Below are 26520 nucleotides of genomic sequence, written 5' to 3'. Positions count from 1 at the left end.
TCTTGCCGTTCTGTTTAGCCACAGGAAGCTGACGGCTACATGACCACGGCTTCAGGCCCGCCGGGATCGGCTCAGATCTCCACCAGCCGATCCGGTAACTCGTTGGTATCGCGCTCATCGACGGGGAAGTGCTGCGCCAAGAGGGCGCCGGCCGTCGCGATCGCCTCGCAGTAGCCGTCGGGGAGCCGATCTTGCGCCGCCGCCGCCGTCAGCGCGGCAACGATGCCGTTCCAGGCGTCTTGCGGAACTCTGGCACTGATGCCGCTGTCGGCGATGACCTCGGCATAGTGCTCCGCCTCCGAGACGAAGATCAGGATGCCGGTCCGCTGCTCGGTGGCGTGGAGGTTGTGCGCCAGGAACTGCAGCCGGGCGAGACGGCTCGCCCGCTCGTGCCGGATGGCGGCAGGGACAAACAGCATCCGGAACGGTGCCGACAGCCGCAGGAGGATGAGGAGCAGGACCGCGCTCGCGACTTCGGCCGTCTCCAGCGCCAGCGGCGGCAGCGCGACGTCGGCGATGGTGAGCCCGATGGCCACCAGGAGCGCCACCCCCATCGACAGCACGAGGGCAAAGAAGCCGGACACGAAGAAGTAGCCGTCGCTTGCCCGTGCAAAGACCGCGAAGATCTCACCGCTGGTGTGCCGTTCGGCGGCGCGGATCGCCTCGGCGATGCGGGCGTGATCGGCGGCCGAGAAGGCCAACTGCTTCACCATCCGCCAGACGCGCCCCCACCGCCAAACGAGCCCCCGCCGCCTGAAAAGCCGCCGCCGCCGGAGAAGCCGCCGCCACCGCTGCCGCCGGAGAAGCCGCCGGGCAGGAACACGGTGCCGCCGCCCCGCCGCCCGGACCGGCCGCTGTTCATGCCGAGCCATCGGTAGCGGTTTGGTCCCACCTTCCGTCCGAACATGCGCGCCAGCATGGCGAAGACGATCGGCCCGACGATGAAGAGGATGACGATGCCGAAGAAGACGAGATCGAAGACATCGCCCGCATCGACGGACTGCCAGCCTTCATTGCGCTTGGCCCGTGCCTCCAGCTCGGCGGCGTTGCCGGAGAGAACAGCGAGAATGCCGTCGACGCCCTTGGAGATGCCGTAGGCGAAATTGCCGGAGCGGAAGGCGGGCAGGATGTCGTTGTCGATGATGACACGCGACAGCGCGTCGGTGAGCGTGCCTTCGAGACCGTAGCCGACCTCGATGCGCACCTTGCGGTCGCCCTTCGAGACGAGGAGGAGGACGCCATTGTCCTCGCCCTTGCGGCCGAGCTGCCATTCGCGGGCGAGGCGATTGGCATAGTCTTCCACCGCATAGCCTTGAAGGTCGGGCACGGTGGCGACGGCGATCTGGTCGGAGGAGCGCTGCTCGTAGGCTGCAAGCCGCGCCTCGATCGAGCTCCGGGTGGCGGCATCGATGAGGCCGGCCGTATCGACGACGCGGCCGGAGAGGGCGGGGAAGGTCTGCGCCGCGGCGACCCCGACGATGCAGAGAAGTGCAAGCAGCACGGCGCCGGCAAGGCGTGCCACCCCTCTGCCGGCGTGCCGGCCGGGTGCCGCGACGCCGCCGCGCCCGGCTGTTGCCACGTCGGGCAAGGCGTCAGTTCCCGAAGTTGACCTTCGGCGGCGCCTCGCTGCCGGCTGCCGCCTCGAAGGCCTGCATGGGCTTGGCGTCGGGATAGAACCAGCCGGCGATCCAGCGGCCCGGGATCGTCCGCAGCTCGGTGTTATAGACCCGCACCGTGTCGATATAGTCGCGCCGAGCAACCGCGATGCGGTTCTCGGTGCCCTCGAGCTGGCTCTGCAGCGCCAGGAAGTTCTGGTTCGACTTCAGGTCGGGGTAGCGCTCGACCGTGACGAGAAGGCGCGACAGGGCGCCGGAGAGCTGGTCCTGCGCCGCCTGGAAGCGCTGCACCGCGGCCGGGTCGGTCAGCTGGTCCGCCGTGATCGTCGTCTGCGTCGCCTTGGCGCGCGCCTCGACGACCGAGGTCAGCACGTCCTTCTCCTGCTGGGCGTAGCCCTTCACCGTTTCGACGAGGTTCGGGATCAGGTCGGCGCGGCGCTGGTACTGGTTCTGCACCTCGGCCCAGGCAGCCTTGGCCTGTTCCTCATAGGTCGGAACATTGTTGATGCCGCAGGCGGACAGGAGCGGCATCAGCAGCGCCAGCGCGGCGATGACGACCGTCTGGCGGAGAGCGTTGCCGGTAACGCGCAGGTTGCGGGTGGCTGCAAGATTCATCGAAGGCTCCGTGGACGCCGGTGAAGAACCGATCGAGCGGGCCGGCAAGGCGCCGGCGGGGAGCAATCTAGCGCATTGCTCGCCGGCAAACAGATGAGCGGCCATCTTTCCCGGTTGCCCTCGGACGGCATTTCGGTAAAGCCTTGGCGCCGATGGACCGGCGGGACGAAGACGAGCGCAACCAGCGCGAAGCGCGGGCGATCCTGGAGCGGGTGCGCCAGGAAACGGAGCCGCAGCTCGGTGCCGGTGTCGAGCATATCCTCACCCGTGCGCGGGCGCACTTGAGCGCCGCCGATGTCGATCCGGCCGACCGGGTGGAGGTTCTCGGCACCCGCATCGGGCGCATCCTCGGCGTCGTCGGCTTCATCGTCCTTGCGCTGCTGCTCGTCATGCAGCTCAGCCAGTTCTGACGGGGCTCCATGAGTTCAGCCTCACCGAGCGCCGTCAAGGACAAGCCCGCCATCCTGTCGATCTCGAGCCATGTGGTGCGCGGCACGGTCGGCAATCGCGCCATCGTGCTGGCGCTGGAATCGCTCGGCTTTCCCGTCTGGTCGGTGCCGACGGTGACGCTGCCCTGGCATCCCGGCCACGGTCCGGCCACGCGACTGGTGCCGCCGGCCGCGGAGTTTTCGGCGATGATGGCGGATCTGGAGCGGGCCCCCTGGCTCGGCGAGATCGGCGGCGTCATCACCGGCTATTTCGGCGCGGTCGATCAGGTCGAGCCGACGGCACGGCTGGTGGCGGCGGTGCGCCGCGCCAATCCCAAGGCGGTCGTCGTCTGCGATCCCATCATCGGCGATGGCGGCCGCCTCTACCAGCCGCAGGCGCTGGTGGCGGAGATCCGCGACCGGCTGCTGCCGCTTGCCGACGTCGCAACGCCGAACCGTTTCGAGCTGGAGGTGCTGACCGGGCTCGATCTCGTCGACAACAACCATCTGATCGAGGCGGCGGCTGCGCTTGGGCCGGAGACGGTGATGGTCACCTCCGCCTATCCGCTGCTGCGCGGCGGCACCGGCAACCTCCTTGTCGGGGCGGAGCAGGCACTGCTCGCCGAGCATCGCCTGGTCGAGAACGCCCCGCACGGCCTCGGCGATCTCACCTCCGCCGTGTTTCTCGCCCGCATCCTGTCCGGCATCGGCGGGGAAAAGGCGCTGCAGTCGACGACCGCCGCGGTGTTCGAGATCCTGGCGCGGACCGCCAAGCGCGGCGCCGACGAGCTGACGCTGGAGACCGACGCCGAGAGCCTGAAACACCCCATGGCGATGGTGCAGATGCGGCGCCTGTCCTATCCCTCCGGCAACCGCCGCGCCTGACGAGCACGACCCTTCGGCCGGTCGTTGAGACCGGCCTCCAGGCGACGGCGCTCGCCGGCTCAGCCTCGGCGATGCTCAGCGCGCCGTCGGCGACGGCGATGGCGCAAAGGGGATCTCCGCCGCGGCGGCGTCGCGCGAGTAGCGGCCGGCAATGGCGCTGACGATCAACAGCTGGAAGAAGTGAAACAGCATGATCGGCAGGATGATGAGGCCGACATCGGGGCGCCCGGCGAAGATCACCGGCGCCAGCGGCACGCCGGTGGCCAGCGACTTCTTGGAGCCGCAGAACTGCAGGCAGATGCGGTCGCCCCGCGAGAGGCCGATGAGCCGAGCGCCGAGCATCGTCAGGAGATAGACGAGGCTGAACAGGATAATCGTCAGCACAGCGATCTCCGCCACCAGCAGCGGATCATTGCGCGTCCAGACCCCTTCGGCGACGGAATCGCAGAAGGCGCCGTAGACGATGGCGATGATCAGCGAGCGGTCGACGAGTTTCACGATCGCGCTGTTGCGCCTGGCCCAGCCGCCGAGCCACCGCCTGGCGATCTGACCGATGCCGATCGGCACGAGCACGAGCAGCACCACCTTGAGGACGGTCGGGCCGAGCGGCACCGGGGCGCCGGTCGACTGCAGGTACCAGCTCATCAGGAGCGGCGTCAGAATGACGCCAAGCAGGCTCGACAGCGTTGCGTTGAAGATCGCCACCGGCACGTCGCCGCGCGCCAGCGACACCATCGCCACGGAAGAGGAGACGGTCGAGGGCAGGGCGGCGACATAGAAGAAGCCGACCGATGCCGCTTCGCCGAGGGCACCCGGCACCAGCGCCTCGAAGGCGAGAACGACTGCGGGAAAGACGGCGAAGGTCGTCAGCTGGATGGCGAGATGGGTGCGCCAGCGCCAGAAGCCCGCCCGCATCTTCTCCGGGTCGAGGGTCAGGCCGTACAGGAAGAAGACCCCGCAGACGCCATAGCCGGTGATCCAGTCGAGATGGAGAAAGCCGCCGCTGCGACCGGGCTCCGGCCACAGGATGGCAAGGAACACGGCGGCGGCGAGGGCGAGGACGAACCCGTCGAGCTTTGGTCTGCGCATGAGAATTCCGAGATGAGGACGAGCGGCGGCATAGGATGGATCGACGGTGCGGCCAAGCCTCGATGCCGGCGCGGGCGTGCGGATCGGCAACACCAGCGGCGCATATTCGTGACAATTTGAACGGTTTTGCCTTGCGGGCCGGGCGGATCGACCGCATTAAAGCAGGAATGGCCGGTGAACCCGTGCGGCGGAGTGCGCCCGGCCGTGGTGAGCTCAAGGTCGGGGAATGCTCTGATGACGCGAATGATGATGACGAGTGCGGCCTTGGCGGCGCTTGTCGCGACGGCCGGCTGCCAGAGCAGCATGCCGTCGGCGGGTTATGGCGGCTACGGCGGTGGCGGACCCGCGCCGCTGGAAGCAGCCCCGACCGGACGCGTCTCGGCCACCCAGCTGCCGCCGCCGCCGGCGCCCCCGCCGCCGCCAGAGCCGGCGATGGCCTCCGTCACTGATCAAAATGCGGCCGGCACCTCCCCGACGCCCGGTGCGCCTGGAGCACCCACGCCGCCCGCCGCCGGCGGTCAGCCCGTGCAGACGGCGTCCGCAGCGCCGGTCTCCCGCGAAGGTCTCGTCGGCGCCTGGAAGGTGTCGTCGGGCGGCGGCAATTGCCAGATCTTCATGGCGCTGACGAAATGGACGGGCGGCTACCGCGCCGCCTCGCGCGGCTGCCCGGGCCAGGTCGCCGACGTCTCGGCCTGGGACGTCTCCGGCAGCCAGGTGGTGCTGAAGAGCTCCAGCGGCGACACCGTCGCCAGCCTGAACTCGTCCGGCGCCGGCCGCTACGACGGCCAGACGACCGGCGGCCAGTCGATCAGCCTCTACCGCTAAGGAAACCAGAGCCGCGGCGCTCCCTCGCCGCGGCCCGCCGGACCGGCCCTGTCGGGGTGACGAGGTCCTGCCGCCCTTCGCTGCGCCGGTGTGCCGGCCGCGGGGCGGTCCGGGGGCGCCGATGGCCAAGAATACGTGGATCACGACGAGCGGCAGGCCTGCGCCGGCTGCGCCCGTCCGCTTCGGCACGGTGCGAACCGCGCTCGAGCATCTGATCGCCACGCGTGAAATCGAGGCCGATCCGGCCCAGCGCAGCCTTGCCGACCGGCTCGACGCACTCGATCGCCGTCTCTCCGCCGCAGGCCTGGCCTCCAAGAAGAGCGCGCTCGGCTGGCTGTTCGGCCGCGGCAATGCGCCCGAGCCGGTCCGCGGCCTCTACATCCATGGTGCGGTCGGCCGCGGCAAGACTATGATCATGGACATGTTCTTCCGCCAGAGCTCGATTCCAGCCAAGCGCCGCGTCCATTTCCATGCCTTCATGGCCGATGTGCACGAGCGGATCGGCCGACATCGCGAGGCGGTGAAGGCGGGCACGGCGTCGGGCGACGATCCGATGCCGCCGGTCGCCGCCGAGATTGCCCGTGAAGCGCGGCTCCTCTGCTTCGACGAATTCACCGTCACCGATATTGCCGACGCGATGATCCTGTCCCGCCTGTTCAAGGCGCTGTTCGAGGAGGGCGTGGTGCTGGTCGCGACCTCCAATGTCGCGCCGGACGACCTTTATCCGAACGGCCTAAATCGCGCGCTGTTCCTGCCTTTCGTCGCCATCCTGAAGGACCATGTCGACGTCGTGCGCCTTGATGCGGCTGAGGACTACCGGCTGATCGGCATCGGCGAGGACCGGCTCTACATTTCACCGCTTGGGCCCGAAACGGCGCAGCAGATGGACGAGGTCTGGTCGGCGCTCCTGTCGGGTGCGCGCGAACATGCCGCCGCGCTGTCGGTGAAGGGGCGCACCGTCAGCGTGCCGCGCTCGGGCAACGGCGCGGCGCGGTTCACCTTCGACGACCTGCTCCGGCGCCCGCTCGGCGCGCAGGATTTTCTCGCCCTTGCCAAGCGCTTCCACACGATCGTCATCGAGAATGTGCCGGTGATGATGGAGGCGGAGCGCAATGAGGCCAAGCGCTTCATCACGCTGATCGACGCGCTCTACGATGCCGGTCGCCGCGTGGTCATCTCCGCAGCCGCGCCGGCCCAGGAGATCTATGCCGGCCGGAACGGCACGGAGGCCTTCGAATTCGAGCGGACGGTTTCCCGCCTCACCGAGATGCGCTCGCGTGACTACCTCGCCAGGGCCGGCTCGCCCGAAGCGAGATAGCCGAAGCTCTCGCCGGCACCGCCCAGCCCGGCTGCGGCCCGAGAGACCGCCTCCGTAGGAGCCGCGGCCGCCGTCGGCTCGCAGGCGATCTCCACGCGGTTCCGGCCATTCGCCTTGGCATCGTAGAGGGCGTCATCTGCAAGGGTGAGCAGGGCCTCGGCGCTCCAGCGTCCGTTCGAGGCAACGACGCCGAGCGAGATCGTCACCGCCAGATGCTGGTCGCCGACCGCGATCGGCTCGGCCCCGACGCCGGCGCGCAGCCGCTCGGCGAGCGCCAGCGCTGCCCGTGCGTCGCAGTCGGGCAGAAGCAGCGCGAACTCCTCGCCGCCGTAGCGGGCGAGCACGTCCCGACTGCGCAGCGCCGATTGCATGGCTGCGGCGACGCGCGTCAGCACCGCGTCGCCGGTATGATGGCCATAGGTGTCGTTGACCGCCTTGAAGCGATCGACATCGATCAAGGCCAGGCAGAACGGCTTGCCGCCGCGACGCTGGAGCTCAAGCTCGCGCGCCAGCGCGGCGTCGAAGCGGCGGCGGTTCGACAAGCCGGTGAGCGGGTCGCTGAAGGCGAAGGTCTCGAGGGCCTGCTCGCGGGCGATCAGCATGTTTTCGCGTCGCATCAGGTGGCCGAGCAGAAGCGTGGCGACACTGCAGCCGGCCGGAACGACGACGCAGGTCGTCAACATCTGCTCAGCCGAAAGGCGCGAGGAGAGAATGAAGAGCGTCAGGATCTGAGCCGACAGCAGCCCGCCCAGAAGCGCGAAGGCCGACAGGCTCTGACGGTGACGAGCCGGCACGAGGGCGCGCCAGGCCAGGCCGGTAAAGGCGACGGCGAAGGGCATCACGCTGCCAAGCCAGACGGCGCTGCCGCCCAGCGACACCCGGTAGCCGGCAACGAGCCCCGCGGCGACGACGGCGCCCGGCGGGCCGGCGAAGACCGCCGCCAGAACGATCATGATGTAGCGGGTGTCGACGAGGATGCCGGGCGCGATCTCGGAGGCAGACAGCATCGCGCCGATGCCGCCGACACCGAAGACCAGTCCTTGAGCCAATGAGCGCGCCAGGGGACGCAGGGGCCGGCGCTGCAGCATGCCATAGGCCACTGCGACAAGGGTCATCAGCCCGAGGCCGTTCAGGAGAACCGTGACCAGATCGCCGAATGGCAACTGGCTGTCAGGCAGGGGGAGCATGAGCGTGCGTTTCTCCGGCCGGCGATATCTGGCGGGCAACGCGCGGACCGAGGTTGCGCTTCATGACGGAACTGTGAGCAGGCCAATGAGGAGAAACGGGGTTAATCAACCTTTGCTGCCATGACTGCAGCCAACCGACCATGGCGGCGATATGGAAAATGCAAGGTGCTCCGGACCGCTGCTCTCCCCGCTCTTGAGTCTTGAGAGAGTTCAGAAAACGCTATTACGTTTACGTAAGTCCCACATAAGCTAACCGATTGAAACTACTCACCACGTCTAAGCTAAGTGGCGGGTTCGGCTTGAGTTTGCTGCGCCATAGCTATATGCGGGCGGGCAGCTTTGGCCTCACATCACGCCTCGCAGCCGGTCCGAGCCCATCGCAGCGCGTCACATGCTCGTCGGAGCAGGCCGCTACGATCATCGTCAATGAGAGCAGGCCGGCCAGCCCGCCGGCGTCGTGACATCGAGAATCGAGAGGGACAGCATGGCTCGCAAGAAGATCGCACTCATCGGGTCTGGCATGATCGGCGGTACGCTCGCCCATCTGGCGAGCCTGAAGGAACTCGGCGATATCGTGCTCTTCGACATCTCCGAGGGCACGCCGCAGGGCAAGGCCCTCGACATCGCCCAGTCCGGTCCGGTGGAAGGCTTCGATGCGCGCCTCTCGGGCGCCAACGACTATGCTGCGATCGAGGGCGCCGACGTCTGCATCGTCACCGCCGGTGTGCCGCGCAAGCCTGGCATGAGCCGTGACGACCTCCTCGGCATCAATCTGAAGGTGATGGAGCAGGTCGGCGCCGGCATCGCCAAATACGCGCCGAACGCCTTCGTGATCTGCATCACCAATCCGCTCGACGCGATGGTCTGGGCGCTGCAGAAGTTTTCCGGCCTGCCGAAGGCCAAGGTCGTCGGCATGGCCGGCGTTCTCGACTCGGCGCGCTTCCGCCACTTCATCGCCGATGAGTTCAACGTCTCGGTCGAGGACGTCACCGCTTTCGTGCTCGGCGGCCATGGCGACACGATGGTGCCGCTGACCCGCTACTCCACCGTTGCCGGCATCCCGCTGACCGACCTCGTGAAGATGGGCTGGTGCTCGGCGGCGCGGCTGGAGGAGATCGTCCAGCGCACCCGCGACGGCGGCGCCGAGATCGTCGGCCTCCTGAAGACCGGCTCGGCCTATTATGCGCCGGCGGCTTCCGCCATTGCCATGGCGGAGAGCTACCTGAAGGACAAGAAGCGCGTGCTGCCCTGCGCCGCCGCCCTCAAGGGCGAGTACGGCCTGAAGGACCTCTATGTCGGCGTGCCCTGCGTGATCGGTGCCGAAGGTGTCGAGCGCGTCATCGAGATCGAGCTGAATGCCGACGAGAAGGCGCAGTTCGAAAAGTCGGTCGGCTCCGTGCAAGGGCTGATGGAAGCCTGCCAGGGCATCGCGCCGAACCTGAAGTGATCCTTTGATCAAAATGGGGGCCGCCACCGAGCGGCCCCTTTCCGATCTCACCCGAGCGAAGCGGGAAGACCCCTCATGAACATCCACGAATATCAGGCCAAGCAGGTGTTGAAGGGCTACGGCGCCCCCGTCGCCTCCGGCGTCGCGATCACCTCCGCCGACGAGGCTGAGGCCGCCGCCAGGCAGCTGCCCGGCCCGCTCTACGTCGTGAAGAGCCAGATCCATGCCGGCGGCCGTGGCAAGGGCAAGTTCAAGGAGCTGGGACCGGACGCCAAGGGCGGCGTGCGCCTCGCCCGGTCGGTCGAGGAAGTCGTCACGAACGCTCGCGAGATGCTGGGCAACACGCTGGTCACCGCGCAGACCGGCGAAGCCGGCAAGCAGGTGAACCGCCTCTATATCGAGGACGGCGCCGACATCGATCGCGAGCTCTACCTGTCGCTGCTCGTCGACCGCTCGGTCGGCCGCGTCGCCTTCGTCGTCTCGACCGAGGGCGGCATGGACATCGAGGCTGTCGCGCACGACACGCCCGAGAAGATCGTCACCGTTGCGATCGACCCGGCGGCGGGCGTCACCGAGGCCGATGTCGCGACCATCTCGAAGGCCTACGGCCTTTCGGGCGCAGCCGCGGAGGACGGCAAGTCGCTGTTCCCGGCCCTCTACAAGGCCTTCACCGAGAAGGACATGGCGCTCCTCGAGGTCAATCCGCTGATCGTCATGAAGGACGGCCATCTGCGCGTCCTCGACGCCAAGGTCTCCTTCGACGGCAACGCGCTCTTCCGCCACGAGGACATGAAGGCGCTGCGCGATGAGACCGAAGAGGACCAGAAGGAGATCGAGGCCTCCAAGTGGGACCTCGCCTATGTCGCGCTCGACGGCAATATCGGCTGCATGGTGAACGGCGCGGGCCTCGCCATGGCGACGATGGACATCATCAAGCTCTACGGCAAGGAACCCGCCAACTTCTGTGACGTCGGCGGCGGCGCCTCGAAGGAAAAGGTCGCGGCGGCTTTCAAGATCATCACCGCCGATCCGCGCGTCGAGGGCATCCTCGTCAACATCTTCGGCGGCATCATGCGCTGCGACGTCATCGCCGAGGGCGTGGTCGCCGCGGTGAAGGAGGTCGGCCTGAAGGTGCCGCTGGTGGTGCGCCTCGAGGGCACCAATGTCGAGCAGGGCAAGGCGATCCTCAACGAGAGCGGCCTTGCGATCACGGCCGCGGACGACCTCGACGACGCCGCCAAGAAGATCGTCGCGGCGATCGGCTGACGTTGAAGGACATTTCAACACGGGTTATGTGTAACACGTAACCCGTGTTCGGATCGGCCATGGTGAAGAACCTTACCCTTTCGATAGATGATGATCTTCTCGACCGCGCACGCGTGCTCGCCGCGATGAAGCGCACCAGCGTCAACGCGATGGTGCGGGATTTTCTGGATCGAGAGGTGAGGCGCGAGGCGCAACTTTCGGCCCGGGCCGAGAAGTGGACGCGCCTGTTCGAAGCCGCTGATACGGACGTCGAACGGCGGTCGCGGCATTCGTGCGAAGGCGAGCCGCTGTTTGATCGCGGCTCCTTCTATGAGGAGGTCATGCGTGAACGCGGCCTTCTTTGATACCAACATCATCGCCTATGCGGCCGACACCGCTGCGGCCGATACGCGTAAGCGCGATCAGGCGCGGCAGCTGATGTATTCGAGATCGATCACCACCTCGACGCAGGTGATGATGGAGCTCTACAGCGTCATGCGCACCAAGCTCGACTACGGCGTGGATGCCGCGATCCAGTGGGTCCGCGCGCTACAGGACGATGACGTCGTGACCCTGTCGCCGTCGGATGTGGTCGAAGCGCTCGAGACCGCCCGCCGTCACGACATCTCGCATTGGGACGGGCTGATCATCGTTGCTGCGGCGCGAGCCGGCCTCGATCTCGTCTACACCGAAGACCTCAATCACGGGCAATTCTACGGTTCTGTCCGTGTGTGCAATCCATTCAAAGAAGACTTCCTAGCGTAAGCTCACAAGGTCCGCTCAATGTCCATTCTCGTCGACAAGAACACCAAGGTCATCGTGCAGGGCCTGACCGGCAAGACCGGGACCTTCCACACCGAGCAGGCGCTCGCCTATCACGGCACGCAGATGGTCGGCGGCGTCCATCCCAAGAAGGGCGGCGAGACCTGGACCGGCGCCAAGGGCGAGACCCTGCCGATCTTCGCCTCCGTCGCCGAGGCCAAGGAGCGCACCGGCGCCGACGCCTCGGTGATCTACGTGCCGCCGGCCGGTGCCGCCGACGCCATCATCGAGGCGATCGAAGCCGAGATCCCGTTCATCGTCTGCATCACCGAGGGCATTCCGGTCCTCGACATGGTGCGGGTGAAGGGCCGGCTGGAAACGTCGAAGTCGCGCCTGCTCGGCCCCAACTGCCCCGGCATCCTGACGCCGGAGGAGTGCAAGATCGGCATCATGCCCGGCTCGATCTTCAAGAAGGGCAATGTCGGCATTGTCTCGCGCTCCGGCACGCTGACCTATGAGGCGGTGTTCCAGACCACCAATGAGGGCCTCGGCCAGACGACGGCCGTCGGCATTGGCGGCGATCCGGTGAAGGGCACCGAGTTCATCGACGTCCTCGAGATGTTCCTCGCCGACGAGGCGACCCAGTCGATCATCATGATCGGCGAGATCGGCGGTGCCGCCGAGGAGGATGCCGCGCAGTTCCTGATCGACGAGGCCAAGCGCGGCCGCAAGAAGCCCATGGTCGGCTTCATCGCCGGCCGCACGGCGCCGAAGGGCCGCACCATGGGCCATGCCGGCGCCGTCGTGTCCGGCGGCAAGGGCGACGCGGAATCCAAGATCGCGGCGATGGAGGCGGCCGGCATCAAGGTATCGCCCTCGCCGGCGCGCCTCGGCACGACCCTGACCGAGGTCCTGAAAGGCTGAGGCCAGCCTCCCCGGCTAGGAGCCCGTCGGATGCGCGGGCCCCGGCAACTTTCGGGACCGGCAGTCGTGCCGCTCCCGGCGTCCTGAGGCGATCAGGACAGCGTGATGCGGCAAGGCAGGACGGTCCTGGATCGCCATATAAGGGGCGAACAGGACGCTTAAGGCAGAGACAGACGAGGTCGGCGCGCGATGGGCCGCCGGGCCTCACGACCCAAATCGAGGAGGCGGCGTCCGCTGGCGCCGCAACGGATCCATGGCGCGCAGCGATCAAGCGAACGATTTCTTCTCCGAAACCTCGTTCCTCTATGGCGGCAATGCCGACTATATCGAGGAGCTCCACGCCCGCTACGAGAAGGACCCGTCCTCGGTCGCGGACGAGTGGGCCTCGTTCTTCCGCGAGCTGAAGGATGAGCGCGACGCGGTCCTGAAGAACGCCGAAGGTCCGTCCTGGCGGCAGCCGGGATGGCCGCTCGTCGCCAATGGCGAGCTCGTCTCGGCGCTCGACGGCGACTGGGGTCTGGTCGAGGCGAAGGTCGGCTCGAAGGTCAAGGAGAAGGCGGCCGCCGGCGGCGTCGCCCTGTCGCAGGACGCGGTGAACCAGGCGACGCGCGATTCGGTGCGTGCCCTGATGCTGATCCGCGCCTTCCGCGTGCGCGGCCACCTCCACGCCAATCTCGATCCTCTCGGCATCGCCAAGCCGCAGGAGGATTACAACGAGCTGTCGCCGAAGGCCTATGGCTTCACCGAGGCCGACTACGACCGCAAGATCTTCATCGACAACGTGCTCGGTCTGGAATTTGCGACCTTGCGCGAGATGGTCGACATCCTGACGCGGACCTATTGCTCGACCATCGGCGTCGAGTTCATGCACATCTCGAACCCCGACGAGAAGGCCTGGCTGCAGGAGCGTATCGAGGGGCCGGACAAGGGCGTCGCCTTCACCCAGGAGGGCAAGCGCGCCATCCTCAACAAGCTGATCGAGGCCGAGGGCTTCGAGAAGTTCCTGGACGTGCGCTACAAGGGCACCAAGCGCTTCGGCCTCGACGGCGGCGAGGCGCTGATCCCGGCGCTGGAGCAGATCATCAAGCGCGGCGGTCAGATGGGGCTGAAGGAGATCGTCCTCGGCATGGCCCATCGCGGCCGCCTCAACGTCCTGGCGCAGGTCCTGGCCAAGCCGCACCGCGCTATTTTCCACGAGTTCAAGGGCGGATCCTACAAGCCTGACGACGTCGAGGGCTCGGGCGATGTGAAGTACCATCTCGGTGCCTCGTCCGACCGCGAGTTCGACCAAAACAAGGTGCACCTGTCGCTGACGGCCAATCCGTCTCATCTCGAGATCGTCAATCCGGTGGTGATGGGCAAGGCCCGCGCCAAGCAGGACCAGCTGGTCGGGCGCACCCGCACCGAGGTGGTGCCGCTCGACGTGCGCAAGAACGTCCTGCCGCTGCTGATCCATGGCGATGCGGCCTTTGCCGGCCAGGGCGTCGTGGCGGAGTGCTTCGGCCTTTCGGGCCTGCGCGGCCACCGCGTCGCCGGTACGGTGCATTTCATCATCAACAACCAGATCGGCTTCACCACCAATCCGCGCTTCTCGCGCTCCTCGCCCTATCCGTCCGACGTCGCCAAGATCGTCGAGGCGCCGATCTTCCACGTCAACGGTGACGATCCGGAAGCGGTGGTCTATGCGGCCAAGGTCGCGACCGAGTTCCGGATGCTGTTCCACAAGCCGGTCGTCGTGGACATGTTCTGCTACCGCCGGTTCGGCCACAACGAGGGCGACGAGCCCGGCTTCACCCAGCCGCAGATGTACAAGGTCATCCGCGGCCACGCCTCGACGCTGGAGCTCTATGCCAAGAAGCTCGTCGACGAAGGCACGATCTCCGCGGAGGAGGTCGAGCGGCGCAAGGCGGAGTTCCGCGAGCATCTGGAGGCCGAATACGAGGCCGGCCAGGCCTATAAGCCGAACAAGGCGGACTGGCTCGACGGTGCCTGGTCGGGCCTGCGCCGCGCCGAGGAGGACGAGGAGAAGCGCCGCGGCGCCACCGGCGTGCCGGTGAAGACGCTGAAGGAGATCGGCGAAAAGCTGACGCGCGTGCCGGAGGGCTTCAACGTCCACAAGACGGTGCAGCGTTTCATGGAGAACCGCGCCAAGGCGATCGAGACCGGCGAGGGCATCGACTGGGCGACCGCCGAGTCGCTCGCCTTCGGCACGCTGGTGACCGAGGGCCATCCGGTTCGCCTGTCCGGCCAGGATTCCGAGCGCGGCACCTTCAGCCAGCGCCACTCGGTGCTCTACGACCAGGAGGACGAGACCCGCTACGTGCCGCTCGCCAATCTCTCCAAGGGGCAGGCGGTGTACGAGGTCATCAACTCGATGCTCTCGGAAGAGGCCGTGCTCGGCTTCGAATACGGCTACTCGCTGTCCGAGCCGAACGCGCTGACGCTGTGGGAGGCCCAGTTCGGCGACTTCGCCAATGGCGCACAGGTCGTCGTCGACCAGTTCATCTCGTCGGGCGAGGCCAAGTGGCTGCGCATGTCCGGCCTCGTGATGCTGCTGCCGCATGGCTACGAGGGCCAGGGGCCGGAGCACTCCTCGGCGCGCCTGGAGCGCTATCTGCAGTCCTGCGCGCAGGACAACATGCAGGTCGCCAACTGCACGACGCCGGCGAACTACTTCCACATCCTGCGCCGGCAGATGAAGCGCGACTTCCGCAAGCCGCTGATCCTGATGACGCCGAAGTCGCTGCTGCGCCACAAGCGGGCGGTCTCGGACCTGTCCGAACTCGCCGGTGACACCAGCTTCCATCGTCTCCTCTGGGACGATGCGGAGATGAAGAAGGACGGGCCGATCAAGCTCGTCAAGGACGCCAAGATCCGCCGCGTCGTCCTGTGCACCGGCAAGGTCTATTACGACCTCTTCGAGGAGCGCGAAAAGCGCGGCATCGACGACATCTATCTCCTGCGCGTCGAGCAGCTCTATCCGTTCCCGGCCAAGGCGCTGATCAACGAGCTCAGCCGCTTCAAGCAGGCGGAGATCGTCTGGTGCCAGGAGGAGCCCAAGAACATGGGCGCCTGGGCCTTCATCGATCCCTATCTGGAGTGGGTGCTCGACCATATCGGCGCCGAGAAGCGCAAGGTGCGCTACACCGGGCGCCAGGCATCGGCTTCGCCGGCGGCCGGCACGATGTCGAAGCACATGTCCGAGCTCGCAGCCTTCCTCGACGACGCGCTGGCCGGCTGAGCCGCGCAATCCTGACCTGATCCTTCAAGAGATTGACGATCCGATGAGCACCGAAATCAAAGTCCCGACCCTCGGCGAGTCGGTCACCGAAGCCACTGTCGGCCGCTGGTACAAGAAGGTTGGCGAGCGCATCGCGCAGGACGAGACGATCGCCGAGCTGGAGACCGACAAGGTCACCGTCGAGGTGCCCGCGCCTGCCGCAGGGGTGCTCGAGGAGATCGTGGTTCAGGAAGGCGAGACGGTCGGCGTCGGCGCGCTGCTCGGCTCGATCGCGGCTGGTGAAGGCGCCGGCAGCGGCACCGTCGCGGCCACCGAGAAGCCGAAGAGCACCGAAGCCAAGGCTGACGCCGCGGCCCCGGCCGTTGCCGACTACGGCAGCGGCGCCGCCGGGAGCGCAGCACCGGCTCAGGCGGGCGGCCAGGCCAATGGTCAGGCTGCCGCGGGCGGCTCTTCCATGCCGCCGGCGCCGTCGGCCCAGAAGCTGATGAACGAGAAGGGCCTGTCGGCCGGCGACGTTCAGGGTTCGGGCAAGCGCGGCCAGGCGCTGAAGGGCGACGTGCTCGCGGCGATCGCCCGTGGCGCCCCGTCGGCACCGCAGGAGCGCACCCAGCCGGCCGCGGCGCGCCCGGCCTCCGCGCCGAACGATGCGGCGCGCGAGGAGCGCGTGAAGATGACGCGCCTGCGCCAGACCATCGCGCGGCGCCTGAAGGACGCGCAGGACACCGCGGCCATGCTGACCACCTTCAACGAGGTGGACATGAGCGCGGTGATGAGCCTGCGCAACAAGTACAAGGACCTGTTCGAGAAGAAGCACGGCGTGAAGCTCGGCTTCATGGGCTTCTTCACCAAGGCGGTGTGCCATGCGCTGAAGGAGATCCCGGCCGTCAATGCCGAGATCGACGGGACCGACCTCGTCTACAAGAACTATGCCCATATCGGCATGGCGGTCGGCACCGACAAAGGCCTCGTCGTGCCGGTGGTGCGCGACGCCGATCAGATGACCATCGCGGAGGTCGAGAAGGAGATCGGCCGCCTCGCCAAGGCGGCGCGTGACGGCCAGCTGTCGATGTCCGACATGCAGGGCGGCACCTTCACCATCACCAATGGCGGCGTCTATGGCTCGCTGATGTCGACGCCGATCCTCAATGCGCCGCAGTCCGGCATTCTCGGCATGCACAAGATCCAGGAGCGGCCGGTCGCCGTCGGCGGCCAGGTGGTGATCCGTCCGATGATGTATCTGGCGCTCTCCTATGATCACCGGATCGTCGACGGTAAGGAAGCCGTGACCTTCCTGGTGCGCGTCAAGGACAGCCTCGAGGATCCCGAGCGCCTCGTGCTCGACCTCTGATCGGCAGGGGCTCGGACATGACGGCAGCGGGCGGGAGCGATACGGCGGCTCCGGTGATGATCGTCACCGGCGGCTCGCGCGGCATCGGGGCGGCGACCGCCCGCCTTGCCGCGCAAGCCGGCTATGCCGTGGTCGTCAATTACGCGCAGCGTCGCGACGCTGCCGAGGCCGTGGTTGCGCAGATCACGGCCGATGGCGGACGAGCCGAGGCCGTGGCGGGTGACGTTGGCCGCGAGGCCGACATCCTTGCCTTATTCGAGGCGGCGGACCGCCTCGGGCGCCTCGCCGTCCTCGTCAACAATGCCGGCGTCGTCGATGCGGCCCAGCCGGTCGTGGAGATGTCGGCGGAGCGGCTGGAGCGCATGTTCCGCATCAATGCGATCGGCAGCATCCTGTGCGCGCGTGAAGCGATCCGCCGCATGGCGACCTCGCGCGGCGGGCAGGGCGGCGTCATCGTCAATCTCGGCTCCGCCGCCAGCAAGCTCGGTGCGGCGAACCAGTATGTCGACTATGCCAGTGCAAAGGGTGCGATCGACACCTTTACGGTCGGACTTGCGCGTGAAGTCGCCGCGGATGGTATTCGCGTCGCCGCGGTGCGGCCGGGTATCATCGATACCGACATCCATGCCTCCGGTGGCATTCCGGACAGGGCTGCGTCCATGGCGCCGTCGCTGCCGATGCGGCGGCCCGGCACGGCCGAAGAGGTGGCGCGGGCAATCCTGTGGCTCGCATCGGATGCGGCCAGCTATTCCTCCGGCGCCATCCTCGACGTGTCCGGCGCCCGCGCCGTTCTTCCCTGAACGGCTGGCGAGAGCGACATGATGCAGAGCCGCGTAGAACGACATCAGAGCGACCGCCGAAGCCTTTGGTCGCCGGTTCTTCGGGCCTGGAGGAGTGCAGCCTTTGCGCTGGCCGGCGTCGCCTGCCCCGCCTCAGCCGCCATTGCCGTCACGCCGATCACGCCGCCGGATTATCGCGACGACCGGTCGACGCCGGAGGCGGTGATCTCGTCGCTCTACAATGCCGTGGCGCGCCACGAATATACGCGCGCCTGGTCCTATTTCGACGACGGGCCGGATCGGCCGGATTTTGCGACATTCGCCAAGGGTTACGAGGATACCGCTGCGGTCAGCCTCAAGCTCGGCAAGGGGACGAGCGAAGGCGCTGCCGGATCGATCTACGCGCTGGTGCCGGTGGTCGTGCAGTCGATGGTGACCGGCGGCGAGCGGACGGTCTATGCCGGCTGCTACCAGCTGAAGCAGGTGCAGCCCGCCGCGCAGATCGAGCCACCCTTCCATCCGCTCGGCATCGTCAAGGGCAGGCTGGAGAAGACCAACGCCTCGTTCGAAGAGGCGACCGGCCATTGCCCGAAGGACGGACTCTAGAAGCCGCAGCGCGCCGGCGTGGAGACGACGATCATGACCCTCTCGACCGAACTCATCATCCTCGGCCTCTCCGTCGTGCTCCTGTTCGTCCATATCGGCCTGCAGGGCGTGCTGGCGACGAAGGAACGCGGCTCGGCCTGGAACGCCGGTCCGCGCGATGAGGAGCAGAAGCCGCTCGGCCCTCAAGCCGGCCGCGCCGAACGCGCACTGAAGAATTTTCAGGAGACCTGGCCGGCCTTCATCGCCCTGGCCCTCGGCCTTGCCGTCACCGGCCGCGCCGGCGGCATCGGCGAGATCGGCGCCATCGTCTGGCTGATCGCGCGGATCGTCTATATTCCGCTCTACCTCTTCGGCATTCCCTATATCCGCAGCCTCGTCTGGCTCGTCGCGGCGCTCGGCCTCGTGCTGATGCTCATCCGTTTCTTCTGAAGTCCAAAAGGTAAGAAAGCTCCCATGTCGAACACGACCTTTGATCTCGTGGTGATCGGATCGGGACCGGGCGGCTATGTCTGCGCCATCAAGGCGGCACAGCTCGGCCTGAACGTCGCGGTGGTGGAGAAGCGCGCGACCTATGGCGGTACCTGCCTCAATGTCGGCTGCATTCCGTCGAAGGCGCTGCTGCATGCCTCCGAGATGTTCGCGGAAGCCTCGCACAGCTTCGCCGATCTCGGCATCGCCGTGGAGCCCAGGCTCGACCTGCCGAAGATGCTCGCCCACAAGGACAAGACGGTGAAGGCGAATGTCGACGGCGTCGCCTTCCTGTTCAAGAAGAACAAGATCACCGGCGTCACCGGTACGGGACGGATCACCAAGCCCGGCGTCGTCGAGGTGACAGCCGAGGGCGGCACGACGCAGACCCTGCAGGCGAAGGCGATCTGCATCGCCACCGGATCCGAGGTTGCCGGCATTCCCGGCGTCGAACTTAGCTTCGATGGCGAGACGATCATCTCCTCCGATCACGCCATTGGGCTCGAAAAGGTGCCGTCATCGATGATCGTCGTCGGCGGCGGCGTCATCGGCCTCGAGCTCGGCTCAGTCTGGTCGCGGCTCGGTGCCAAGGTCACGGTGGTCGAATATCTCGACAAGGTGCTGGGCCTGACGGACATCGAGGTCTCCACCGCCTTCCAGAAGCTGATGGTCAAGCAGGGCATCGAGTTCCGGCTCGGCGCCAAGGTGACCGGGGTTGCGAAAACAGAAGGCGGCGCCAGCGTCACCTTCGAGCCGGTGAAGGGCGGTGCGGCGGAGACGCTTGCCGCCGACGTCGTGCTCGTTTCCACCGGCCGGCGCGCCTATACGGACGGGCTTGGCCTGGAGGCCGTCGGCATCCCCGTCGACAATCGCGGTCGCGTCGAGATCGACGAGCATTTCCGCACGAGCGTCGAGGGCATCTACGCCATTGGCGACGTGGTGCGTGGCCCGATGCTCGCCCACAAGGCCGAGGACGAGGGCATCGCGCTTGCCGAGATCCTCGCCGGCCAGTCCGGCCATGTGAACTACGAGGTCATCCCGTCGGTGGTCTACACCTCGCCCGAGGTCGCCTCGGTCGGCAAGACCGAGGAGGAGCTGAAGGCGAGCGGCGTCGCCTACAAGGTCGGCAAGTTCCCCTTCACCGCCAATGGCCGCGGCCGCGCCATGCTGCATACGGACGGCTTCGTGAAGTTCCTGGCAGATGCTGAGACCGACCGTGTGCTCGGCTGCCACATCCTCGGGCATGGTGCCGGCGAGATGATCCATGAGGCAACGGTGCTGATGGAGTTTGGCGGCTCGTCCGAGGACCTCGCCCGCACCTGCCACGCCCATCCGACGATGTCGGAGGCGGTGCGCGAAGCGGCGCTCGCCACCTTCGCCAAGCCGATCCATATGTAGGACGATAGGGCGGCCGGCAGCACCCGTCCGCCATCCATCGGCATCCGCGGCGTTTCACGTGAGTCGCCGCGGACACGGCGCCGGAGCTCGCTTCCTGCGCGCTGACCTCAGTCGAGCCGCGTCACCGTCCAGCCGCCCGTGCGCAAGAGGGCGACCAGCCCGTCAGCGCCGGGGAGATGCAGCGCGCCCACCGCGACGAAGCTGCCGCCCGCCTTCAGCATCGGCTGCATGCGCTCCAGCATCGTATGGTTGCGCGCAGTGACGATCCGCTGCTCGAACTCGGCATAGGCCTTGGCCGACTCCTCCGCCGTGCCGCCGGTGGGCGCGACGGCTTCGATCGTCGGGGTGATCATCGCGATACGTCCCTGGAGATAGAGCTGCAGCATCGTCTCGTTGATGTCGGGCATCCGATCCCCGAGTTCGACGGTGGCGATCAGGCTCCCCACCTGCAGGTCCATCGGCAGCGAGGCCATCGCCTCCAGCTGCTCGACCGCGGTTTCCAGGCCCTCGACCGGCTTCTGCACTGCCTTGGCAGTGAGGGCGAGGCTCGCATCGAGCACGGGAACGCCGCTCGCCTTTCGTGCCGCCTCGCAGGCCGGCGCGAGCAGGCTTACGCCGGAGAACCAGGGCTGCAGCGTGTGGATGGTCCCGATCGGCACGCCGCGCTTGGCGAGCGCCGCCTCGAGCTTCGCCTTCTGCTCCGGCGAGAGGAGCGTCTCCAGCGTCTGACCGCCCGGCAAGTTCATCAGGTCGGGACGGCTGAACAGCGCCGCCAGCGTCTTCGCCTCGTCGAGAATGTCGGTGGTCTCGATCACCAGGCGGCCGGCCGAATCGAAGGCCTGCTGCGACTGTTCCGGCAGCGTCAGGACACGCGGGTCGCTCAAGTGCATGGTGCCGTAGAGCCACGAAGGCGCAACGCCCTCCCGTTCGATGCGGTAGAACTTGCCCTCGCCATTGGGAATGGCGGCGGCGGCCGCCTCGATCGTCTTCAGGCGGCCGTCCCTGGCGAAACCGTCGATGAGGTTGATGCCGGTGCAGGCGGGCGGTGAAACTGTGCCGGCTGCCGCCGGGCTGCCGTCGGCGGGAGGCAGCATCTGGCTCTGCGCCACGCTGCTGCCGGCTACGCTCATGGATACGACGGCCGCAAGCGCGATCGCCATCCCGCGCAGCGTCCGGACGGACCGGGAAGAAAGGCGGCGGCGGTGGGAAACAATTGGCATCAGCGAATCACCTCGGGACGTGGAGCCGGGACGCGGAGCGCTGCAGGGCGGAGGCCTTGCAATCTCACGCCGCGTCGGCGCGCCGGCTGCGACGCGCCCTAGGATGCGCCGACTCATAGACGGACAGAAGCCGGTTGGCGTCGACGGCGGTGTAGTTCTGCGTTGTCGACAGGCTGGCATGGCCGAGGAGATCCTGAATTGTGCGCAGATCGCCACCGGCCGCCAGGAGATGGGTGGCGAAGGAATGGCGCAGCGCATGCGGTGTCGCCGAGTCCGGCAGGCCGAGCGCGCCGCGTAGGCGCGCCATCTCGCGCTGGACGATCTGCGGCCTCAGCGGGCCGCCGCGGGCGCCGCGAAACAGCGGCTCGGCAGCGGTCAGGTGGAAGGGGCAGAGACGCCGATAGTCCGCGACCGCCTCCAGCACGGCCGGGAGCAGCGGCACGAGGCGCGTCTTGCCGCCTTTGCCCTCGATCGGCATGGATCGCGCCCGTGGATCGGCCAGCGCATCGCCGGGCAGGCCGAGCGCTTCGGAGATGCGCAGGCCGCAGCCATAGAGCAGCGTCAGCACCGCAACGCTGCGAGCCGCAATCCACGGCTCGGCCGCCAGCGCGCCGCCCTCGTCGGCGACGGCCATCGCATCGGGAACGCTCAAGGGGCGCGGCAGCGCCTTGGGCTGCTTGGGTGCGCGCATCGCCTTGGCGCCGGCCGAGGAGGCGAGCCCCTTGCGCTCGAGATGGCGGATGAAGGAGCGCACGCCGGCGAGCGAGCGGCCGAGGGTGCGCGTGCCGGCGCCGTCGCGTCGTCGGGCGGCGAGGAAGGCGCGCAGCTCCGCCGGCTTCAGATCGGCGAGATCGCCGGTCTCGGCCGGGCGGCCATGGTGGCGGGTCAGGAATTCCAGGAACTGGCGGAGGTCCCGTTCATAGGCGGCCAGCGTGTGCGGGCTGGATCGCCGTTCGGCTTCCAGTGCGGTCAGCCACGCTGCCTTTTCGTCGAGGAGCGGACGCGAGGCACTGATCAGGATCGTCTCGCTCATCCATCCCTCGTTCGATTCTGCCACGTCATCGCCTAGATAGTGCTTGGTCGCGATGAACGCTTCGTTGCCCGACCGAAGAAGGTCGTGTCGTGGCGGGTTGTCGCGCTTGCGGTGGGACCATACCCTCGCAGCACCCATTCAAGAGGGAGAATTTTCATGAAACGACACGCGACGGCGACGTGGCACGGTGCTCTCGGAACCGGCACGGGCTCGATCACCACGCAGTCCGGTGCGCTGAAGGACAATGGCTACTCCTTCAAGGCGCGTTTTGAGGACGAGAGCGGCAAGTCCGGCACCAATCCGGAAGAGCTGCTGGCGGCGGCGCATGCCGGCTGTTTCGCCATGCAGCTGTCGCACTTCCTGGCGGAGAACGGCACGCCGGCCGAGGAGCTGAAGGCGCGTTCGGACGTCTCCGTGGAACCGTCGGACGGCGGCTTCTCCATCACCACCAGCGCCCTGACGCTGGAGGCCAAAGTGCCCGGCATCGACCAGGCGACTTTCGAGCAGCTGACCGCCAAGGCCAAGGACAACTGCCCGGTTTCCAAGGCGCTCGGCGCCATCAAGCTGACGCTCGACGCCAAGCTCGTCTGAGCCAGTGACTGCGGCGGCCTGCTGTTCCGGCAGGCCGTCCTCTTGGCTCCCCGTGCTCGTCGATCAGCCGTGCACTGCCGCCGTCGCAAGGCCTGAGGCGATCAGCGCACCGCCGCCTGCCCGCCGCGACCACAGGCGGGCGCTCGGACTCCTCAGCAGCCGCGCCGCCCGAGCGGCCGCGACGGCATAGGTCGCATCCGTGATCGCGACGATGCCGGTGAACGTCGCGATCAGAATTGCCGCCTGAGTGACATAGTCGCCGTCGGCGGCGATGAACTGCGGGGCGAAGGCGACGAAGAAGACGATCGTCTTGGGATGAAACGTTCCGACCGCGACGCTGCCGAAGAAGGCGGCGCGAGGTCGCAGCGGCTGCTGCGTCGCCCCGGCTGCGGTGCCGCGGCTGCGCAAGAGCGTTATCAGCCCCAGCCCGATCAGGTAGAGCGCCCCGGCCCATTTTACGATGGAGAAGGCGAGTGCCGAGGCGGCCAGAAGCGCCCCGACGCCTGCGAGCGACAGCGTCATGGCCGTGGCGTTGCCAATGGCCATGCCCGCGACCGCTGCAAGGGCAACGGTTCGCCCGGAGCTCACGGCATAGCCGACGATGCCGAGGACGCCTGGCCCGGGAACGACGCCGATCACCGCGCTCGCCACGGCAAAGCCGACCCAGAGCTGCCAGTCCATCGCCATGCCTCCCCGCCGCCTGCGCCGCTCACGAGCGATGATGAAGCCTGAAGCTCACTTCGATCGCAAGGATCCTCGCCGGTGGTCGGCCGGCAGACTGCCAAGTTCCCGGCGCTAGGGCGACTGTCGCCTGCGGCCGTAAAGCTCCAGCCGGTGCGAGACGATCTCGTAACCCAGTTCGCGGGCAATCTCCTCCTGCAGCGCCTCGATGCGCTCGGAGCTGAATTCGATGACATCCCCCGTGTCGACATCGATCAGATGGTCGTGGTGGCTGCCGCCGGCCTGCTCGAAGCGCGACGGGCCGCCCTCGAAGGCATGACGGTGGATGGCGCCGCGCTCTTCGAGGAGCTTCATTGTCCGGTAGACGGTGGACAGCGAAATGCTGGGATCGAGCGCCGCCGAGCGGCGATAGATCTCCAGCGCATCCGGATGGTCCTCGCCCGAGGACAGAATCGAGAGGATGGTGCGGCGCGGCCGGGTGATGCGAACACCCGCATCCCGCAGCTCAGCCTCATAATCCCGCTTCTTTCGATTCGCCGTCATGCGGCCAGTCTAGCCGCCCGAAGGCGCGGTGCGGAAGCGTGATCCTCGCAAGATGGAGAGCCAGACGCCGGGCGAGCATCCAGTCGGCTCGATCGCGGTGAGGCGTGCCATCCTCATACTGTCGGAAGCACAAGCGCGGAGGCGCCGACGAGGCTTTCGACGAGGCAGGCGTGACGACACGGCTGCCGGCGGAAGAGGCGGGCGCTCTCCGCGAATGATCCCAACCGCTGTCCCGGTGACGACGCCGGATAGCGTGCCAATTCGGTCCGTTCGTCGGCAGCCACGACACCGCATTTGCTCGCCGGCTCTTGATGCAAACGATTTGCAATTGCATTGACGTGATGGGGGACCGCCTCTAGCTTGCTACTCTGAAGCCGCCCGGTTGCCTGGTGCGGGGAACGCGGGGCGGATGCATGCGATACGGCCATGACGAGGATGGGCTGCAGGCGGATGGCTTTCGCCACGGCCGGGGCGAGGCGACGCTGGCCGGCGCCCATCGCAGTGTCCGTGTCGATCGCGGCAGCACCATGCGGCGCTTGCTTGCCTTCATCGGTCCAGGGTTCCTGGTTGCGGTCGGCTACATGGATCCGGGGAACTGGGCGACATCCATCGCCGGCGGTTCGGAGTTCGGCTACACGCTGCTCGCCGCGGTGCTCCTGTCCTCGCTGATGGCGATCCTTCTGCAGGCGCTGTGCGCCCGCCTTGCCATCGCGACGGGGCGAGATCTCGCCCAGGCCTGCCGCGACGCCTATCCCAAGCCGGTGGCGATCGGCCTCTGGCTGCTGGCCGAACTCGCCATCATCGCGACCGACCTTGCCGAGGTCATCGGCACCGCCATCGGGCTGAAGCTGCTGTTTGGCCTGCCGCTCGCCTGGGGCGTCGTGGTGACGGCGCTCGATGTCTTCCTGGTTCTCTACCTGCAGTCCCGGGGATTTCGCTGGATCGAAGCCTTTGTCGCCACGATGATTCTCATCATCGCCATGTGCTTCGTCGGCCAGCTTCTCCTGGCGCAGCCGGACATCGCCGCCATTGTCGGGGGGCTGATCCCGGCGCCGGCGATCGTGGCCGATGAGCGCATGCTCTACCTCGCTCTCGGCATCCTCGGGGCGACGGTGATGCCGCACAACCTCTATCTCCATACCTCGATCGTGCAGACGCGCGCCTACGATCTCGACGAATCCGGGCGCCGCGAGGCGATTCGCTTCGCCACGGTGGACTCGACGGTGGCCCTGGGCTTCGCGCTTCTGGTCAACGCCTCGATCCTGATCCTCGCCGCGGCGGCCTTCCACGGGCAGGGCACCGGAACGGTGGAGGATCTGACTGATGCGCATGCGCTGCTGGCGCCGCTCCTCGGTACGGCGCTCGCACCAATTCTCTTTGCGGTCGCGCTGCTTGCCTCGGGCCTCTCCTCGACCGTGACCGCGACGCTCGCCGGGCAGATCATCATGGAAGGGTTCCTGCGGCTGAAGATCCCCGTAGCCTTGCGCCGGCTGATCACCCGGGGCCTCGCCATCATCCCTGCGGCCGTCATCATCATCCTCTATGGCGATGCGGGTGCGGCCGAGCTCCTCGTCCTCAGCCAGGTGGTGCTGTCGCTGCAGCTTCCCTTTGCCGTGGTGCCGCTGGTGCTGTTCTCCGCCGACCGCCGGAAGATGGGTGCGCTGCGGGCGCCGGTCTGGGCGCTGGGGCTCGCGATCCTGATCGCCGTGCTCATTGTCGGCCTGAATGCCAAGCTGGTGATCGACTTCCTCATGACCGCCTGATTCTTCGTCCGACCGGCGGCGGCAGAGACGGCAACGCTCTGCGGCGAGGAAAATTTGCGCGTCCCTCGTAGCCTCTATGAGGGGCTCCGGCGGGGTGTGCCGGCGGCGTAAAGATTCGCGCCAAGGCCTTGCAGATCATGGGCGTAAGACAAATATCTGACGCAAGGAGACGTTTGTTATCAACGGCTTGGGTCAATCTGAGAAAAAATCGGCCTCCCGCATTTTTCTCGAAAAACCGTGTTGACTTCGATCCGAGCTAGGGCCTATAAGCCACTCATCGACGGCGAGGGCGCCGCCGGCGAGCAGAAAAGCTCGCTCCGGAGTTCAGCCCAGCCGCAGACAATCAGAAGAGAGTGCCGGCAACGGCGATCTTCGCAAGGGGTAGCTGGGCGAGATGTCTCGCTTCCCCGACGGTGACGTTTGTGACCGTGATCTTTGACAATTGCATATATGAGAAGAAAGAGAAGCGTGGGCGGCGGATTGTCTGCGAGAGGCTCTGAGGTCGGTA

26 protein-coding genes are annotated in these 26520 nt (G+C 67.2%); 17 read left to right on the top strand and 9 right to left on the bottom strand.

Annotation, left to right across the window (positions count from 1 at the left end):
* Positions 1–71 precede the first annotated feature (71 nt).
* Genes C0R46_RS09075 through C0R46_RS09065 form a run of 3 tightly spaced genes read right to left on the bottom strand, consistent with a single transcriptional unit; the run spans position 72 to position 2231 of the window.
* On the bottom strand, positions 72–713 hold the full coding sequence (locus tag C0R46_RS09075) for a TPM domain-containing protein (RefSeq protein WP_102959314.1): 642 nt from the start codon (positions 711–713) through the stop codon (positions 72–74).
* Complete coding sequence (locus C0R46_RS09070; RefSeq protein ID WP_245413497.1) at positions 707–1588, bottom strand: TPM domain-containing protein; 882 nt, start codon at positions 1586–1588, stop codon at positions 707–709. The genes C0R46_RS09075 and C0R46_RS09070 overlap by 7 nt, the downstream gene beginning before the upstream one ends.
* Before the next feature lie 4 nt (positions 1589–1592).
* Positions 1593–2231, bottom strand: a complete 639-nt coding sequence (locus tag C0R46_RS09065) for a LemA family protein (protein WP_102959312.1) — start codon at positions 2229–2231, stop codon at positions 1593–1595.
* A 152-nt stretch (positions 2232–2383) separates the two neighbouring features.
* Between C0R46_RS09065 and C0R46_RS09060 the strand changes: the two genes are divergently transcribed.
* Positions 2384–2641 (top strand): hypothetical protein, encoded by a 258-nt coding sequence (locus tag C0R46_RS09060; protein ID WP_102959311.1) that lies wholly within the window; start codon positions 2384–2386, stop codon positions 2639–2641.
* Between the two features lie 9 nt (positions 2642–2650).
* Positions 2651–3544: a pyridoxal kinase PdxY gene (gene pdxY, locus C0R46_RS09055; protein WP_102959310.1), complete on the top strand. Its 894-nt coding sequence runs from the start codon at positions 2651–2653 to the stop codon at positions 3542–3544.
* 75 nt (positions 3545–3619) lie between these two features.
* Here pdxY and C0R46_RS09050 read toward each other — a convergent pair whose 3' ends face one another.
* On the bottom strand, positions 3620–4633 hold the full coding sequence (locus tag C0R46_RS09050; protein WP_102959740.1) for a bile acid:sodium symporter family protein: 1014 nt from the start codon (positions 4631–4633) through the stop codon (positions 3620–3622).
* A 234-nt stretch (positions 4634–4867) separates the two neighbouring features.
* Here C0R46_RS09050 and C0R46_RS20770 point away from each other — a divergent pair, with 234 nt between their 5' ends.
* Together C0R46_RS20770 and zapE are read left to right on the top strand one after the other, a co-directional pair.
* Positions 4868–5458, top strand: coding sequence for a protease inhibitor Inh/omp19 family protein (locus C0R46_RS20770; protein ID WP_157944603.1), 591 nt, complete (start codon positions 4868–4870; stop codon positions 5456–5458).
* A gap of 121 nt (positions 5459–5579) precedes the next feature.
* Positions 5580–6776 carry a cell division protein ZapE gene (gene zapE / locus C0R46_RS09035; RefSeq protein WP_102959307.1) on the top strand — a complete coding sequence of 399 codons (1197 nt, stop codon included), beginning with the start codon at positions 5580–5582 and terminating at the stop codon, positions 6774–6776.
* Here the strand turns inward: zapE and C0R46_RS09030 are convergent.
* Positions 6740–7963 (bottom strand): diguanylate cyclase, encoded by a 1224-nt coding sequence (locus C0R46_RS09030; protein WP_102959306.1) that lies wholly within the window; start codon positions 7961–7963, stop codon positions 6740–6742. The two genes, zapE and C0R46_RS09030, sit on opposite strands and share 37 nt — an antisense overlap.
* 484 nt (positions 7964–8447) lie before the next feature.
* On the opposite strand from C0R46_RS09030, the gene mdh reads away from it, so the two are divergent.
* The 11 genes from mdh to lpdA all read left to right on the top strand — a co-directional run bounded on the left by mdh (position 8448) and on the right by lpdA (position 20181).
* Positions 8448–9410 (top strand): malate dehydrogenase, encoded by a 963-nt coding sequence (gene mdh / locus C0R46_RS09025; RefSeq protein ID WP_102959305.1) that lies wholly within the window; start codon positions 8448–8450, stop codon positions 9408–9410.
* 75 nt (positions 9411–9485) lie between these two features.
* Positions 9486–10676 carry an ADP-forming succinate--CoA ligase subunit beta gene (gene sucC / locus C0R46_RS09020; RefSeq protein WP_102959304.1) on the top strand — a complete coding sequence of 397 codons (1191 nt, stop codon included), beginning with the start codon at positions 9486–9488 and terminating at the stop codon, positions 10674–10676.
* Between the two features lie 59 nt (positions 10677–10735).
* Positions 10736–11020, top strand: coding sequence for a DUF6364 family protein (locus tag C0R46_RS09015; RefSeq protein WP_157944602.1), 285 nt, complete (start codon positions 10736–10738; stop codon positions 11018–11020).
* Positions 11001–11420 (top strand): PIN domain-containing protein, encoded by a 420-nt coding sequence (locus C0R46_RS09010; protein ID WP_157944601.1) that lies wholly within the window; start codon positions 11001–11003, stop codon positions 11418–11420. The genes C0R46_RS09015 and C0R46_RS09010 overlap by 20 nt, the downstream gene beginning before the upstream one ends.
* An 18-nt stretch (positions 11421–11438) precedes the next feature.
* Positions 11439–12341 (top strand): succinate--CoA ligase subunit alpha, encoded by a 903-nt coding sequence (gene sucD, locus C0R46_RS09005; RefSeq protein WP_102959301.1) that lies wholly within the window; start codon positions 11439–11441, stop codon positions 12339–12341.
* A 253-nt stretch (positions 12342–12594) separates the two neighbouring features.
* On the top strand, positions 12595–15582 hold the full coding sequence (locus C0R46_RS09000) for a 2-oxoglutarate dehydrogenase E1 component (protein WP_102959300.1): 2988 nt from the start codon (positions 12595–12597) through the stop codon (positions 15580–15582).
* A gap of 43 nt (positions 15583–15625) precedes the next feature.
* On the top strand, positions 15626–16930 hold the full coding sequence (gene odhB, locus C0R46_RS08995) for a 2-oxoglutarate dehydrogenase complex dihydrolipoyllysine-residue succinyltransferase (RefSeq protein ID WP_102959299.1): 1305 nt from the start codon (positions 15626–15628) through the stop codon (positions 16928–16930).
* 17 nt (positions 16931–16947) lie between these two features.
* Positions 16948–17730 (top strand): SDR family oxidoreductase, encoded by a 783-nt coding sequence (locus C0R46_RS08990; protein ID WP_102959298.1) that lies wholly within the window; start codon positions 16948–16950, stop codon positions 17728–17730.
* Positions 17731–17748: 18 nt separating this feature from the next.
* Entirely contained in the window at positions 17749–18315 is a 567-nt protein-coding gene (locus tag C0R46_RS08985; RefSeq protein ID WP_102959297.1) for a hypothetical protein, read from the top strand.
* A gap of 18 nt (positions 18316–18333) precedes the next feature.
* Entirely contained in the window at positions 18334–18744 is a 411-nt protein-coding gene (locus C0R46_RS08980; protein ID WP_102959296.1) for an MAPEG family protein, read from the top strand.
* Between the two features lie 24 nt (positions 18745–18768).
* Positions 18769–20181, top strand: a complete 1413-nt coding sequence (gene lpdA, locus C0R46_RS08975; RefSeq protein ID WP_102959295.1) for a dihydrolipoyl dehydrogenase — start codon at positions 18769–18771, stop codon at positions 20179–20181.
* Positions 20182–20288: 107 nt separating this feature from the next.
* Here lpdA and C0R46_RS08970 read toward each other — a convergent pair whose 3' ends face one another.
* Both C0R46_RS08970 and C0R46_RS08965 read right to left on the bottom strand, forming a co-directional pair.
* Positions 20289–21341: a TraB/GumN family protein gene (locus C0R46_RS08970; protein ID WP_245413496.1), complete on the bottom strand. Its 1053-nt coding sequence runs from the start codon at positions 21339–21341 to the stop codon at positions 20289–20291.
* Between the two features lie 124 nt (positions 21342–21465).
* Positions 21466–22434 carry a tyrosine recombinase XerC gene (locus tag C0R46_RS08965; RefSeq protein ID WP_102959294.1) on the bottom strand — a complete coding sequence of 323 codons (969 nt, stop codon included), beginning with the start codon at positions 22432–22434 and terminating at the stop codon, positions 21466–21468.
* A 156-nt stretch (positions 22435–22590) separates the two neighbouring features.
* On the opposite strand from C0R46_RS08965, the gene C0R46_RS08960 reads away from it, so the two are divergent.
* Positions 22591–23025: an OsmC family protein gene (locus tag C0R46_RS08960; protein ID WP_102959293.1), complete on the top strand. Its 435-nt coding sequence runs from the start codon at positions 22591–22593 to the stop codon at positions 23023–23025.
* A 63-nt stretch (positions 23026–23088) separates the two neighbouring features.
* Here the strand turns inward: C0R46_RS08960 and C0R46_RS08955 are convergent, their stop codons facing one another.
* Together C0R46_RS08955 and C0R46_RS08950 are read right to left on the bottom strand one after the other, a co-directional pair.
* The gene (locus C0R46_RS08955) at positions 23089–23706 is read right to left on the bottom strand and encodes a LysE family translocator (RefSeq protein ID WP_102959292.1); all 618 of its coding nucleotides are present in this window, start codon (positions 23704–23706) and stop codon (positions 23089–23091) included.
* Between the two features lie 114 nt (positions 23707–23820).
* Complete coding sequence (locus tag C0R46_RS08950; protein ID WP_102959291.1) at positions 23821–24249, bottom strand: Fur family transcriptional regulator; 429 nt, start codon at positions 24247–24249, stop codon at positions 23821–23823.
* A gap of 413 nt (positions 24250–24662) precedes the next feature.
* Here C0R46_RS08950 and C0R46_RS08945 point away from each other — a divergent pair, with 413 nt between their 5' ends.
* The gene (locus C0R46_RS08945; protein ID WP_102959290.1) at positions 24663–26012 is read left to right on the top strand and encodes an Nramp family divalent metal transporter; all 1350 of its coding nucleotides are present in this window, start codon (positions 24663–24665) and stop codon (positions 26010–26012) included.
* Positions 26013–26520 lie beyond the last annotated feature (508 nt).

This window comes from Mangrovicella endophytica, assembly GCF_002893625.1.
Classification (GTDB): Bacteria; Pseudomonadota; Alphaproteobacteria; order Rhizobiales; family Rhizobiaceae; genus Mangrovicella; species Mangrovicella endophytica.
The sequence above is the reverse complement of the archived record's forward strand: the minus strand, read 5'-3'. Positions and strand labels throughout refer to the sequence as shown.

What these genes read in the sequence shown, in the direction of transcription:
- C0R46_RS09075 (WP_102959314.1), bottom strand. Translation starts at nt 713, where the DNA reads ATGGTGAAGCAGTTGGCCTTCTCGGCCGCCGATCACGCCCGCATCGCC.
- C0R46_RS09065 (WP_102959312.1), bottom strand. Translation starts at nt 2,231, where the DNA reads ATGAATCTTGCAGCCACCCGCAACCTGCGCGTTACCGGCAACGCTCTC.
- C0R46_RS09060 (WP_102959311.1), top strand. Translation starts at nt 2,384, where the DNA reads ATGGACCGGCGGGACGAAGACGAGCGCAACCAGCGCGAAGCGCGGGCG.
- pdxY (WP_102959310.1), top strand. Translation starts at nt 2,651, where the DNA reads ATGAGTTCAGCCTCACCGAGCGCCGTCAAGGACAAGCCCGCCATCCTG.
- C0R46_RS09050 (WP_102959740.1), bottom strand. Translation starts at nt 4,633, where the DNA reads ATGCGCAGACCAAAGCTCGACGGGTTCGTCCTCGCCCTCGCCGCCGCC.
- C0R46_RS20770 (WP_157944603.1), top strand. Translation starts at nt 4,868, where the DNA reads ATGACGCGAATGATGATGACGAGTGCGGCCTTGGCGGCGCTTGTCGCG.
- zapE (WP_102959307.1), top strand. Translation starts at nt 5,580, where the DNA reads ATGGCCAAGAATACGTGGATCACGACGAGCGGCAGGCCTGCGCCGGCT.
- C0R46_RS09030 (WP_102959306.1), bottom strand. Translation starts at nt 7,963, where the DNA reads ATGCTCCCCCTGCCTGACAGCCAGTTGCCATTCGGCGATCTGGTCACG.
- mdh (WP_102959305.1), top strand. Translation starts at nt 8,448, where the DNA reads ATGGCTCGCAAGAAGATCGCACTCATCGGGTCTGGCATGATCGGCGGT.
- sucC (WP_102959304.1), top strand. Translation starts at nt 9,486, where the DNA reads ATGAACATCCACGAATATCAGGCCAAGCAGGTGTTGAAGGGCTACGGC.
- C0R46_RS09015 (WP_157944602.1), top strand. Translation starts at nt 10,736, where the DNA reads ATGGTGAAGAACCTTACCCTTTCGATAGATGATGATCTTCTCGACCGC.
- sucD (WP_102959301.1), top strand. Translation starts at nt 11,439, where the DNA reads ATGTCCATTCTCGTCGACAAGAACACCAAGGTCATCGTGCAGGGCCTG.
- C0R46_RS09000 (WP_102959300.1), top strand. Translation starts at nt 12,595, where the DNA reads ATGGCGCGCAGCGATCAAGCGAACGATTTCTTCTCCGAAACCTCGTTC.
- odhB (WP_102959299.1), top strand. Translation starts at nt 15,626, where the DNA reads ATGAGCACCGAAATCAAAGTCCCGACCCTCGGCGAGTCGGTCACCGAA.
- C0R46_RS08990 (WP_102959298.1), top strand. Translation starts at nt 16,948, where the DNA reads ATGACGGCAGCGGGCGGGAGCGATACGGCGGCTCCGGTGATGATCGTC.
- C0R46_RS08985 (WP_102959297.1), top strand. Translation starts at nt 17,749, where the DNA reads ATGATGCAGAGCCGCGTAGAACGACATCAGAGCGACCGCCGAAGCCTT.
- lpdA (WP_102959295.1), top strand. Translation starts at nt 18,769, where the DNA reads ATGTCGAACACGACCTTTGATCTCGTGGTGATCGGATCGGGACCGGGC.
- C0R46_RS08970 (WP_245413496.1), bottom strand. Translation starts at nt 21,341, where the DNA reads ATGGCGATCGCGCTTGCGGCCGTCGTATCCATGAGCGTAGCCGGCAGC.
- C0R46_RS08965 (WP_102959294.1), bottom strand. Translation starts at nt 22,434, where the DNA reads ATGAGCGAGACGATCCTGATCAGTGCCTCGCGTCCGCTCCTCGACGAA.
- C0R46_RS08960 (WP_102959293.1), top strand. Translation starts at nt 22,591, where the DNA reads ATGAAACGACACGCGACGGCGACGTGGCACGGTGCTCTCGGAACCGGC.
- C0R46_RS08955 (WP_102959292.1), bottom strand. Translation starts at nt 23,706, where the DNA reads ATGGACTGGCAGCTCTGGGTCGGCTTTGCCGTGGCGAGCGCGGTGATC.
- C0R46_RS08950 (WP_102959291.1), bottom strand. Translation starts at nt 24,249, where the DNA reads ATGACGGCGAATCGAAAGAAGCGGGATTATGAGGCTGAGCTGCGGGAT.
- C0R46_RS08945 (WP_102959290.1), top strand. Translation starts at nt 24,663, where the DNA reads ATGCGATACGGCCATGACGAGGATGGGCTGCAGGCGGATGGCTTTCGC.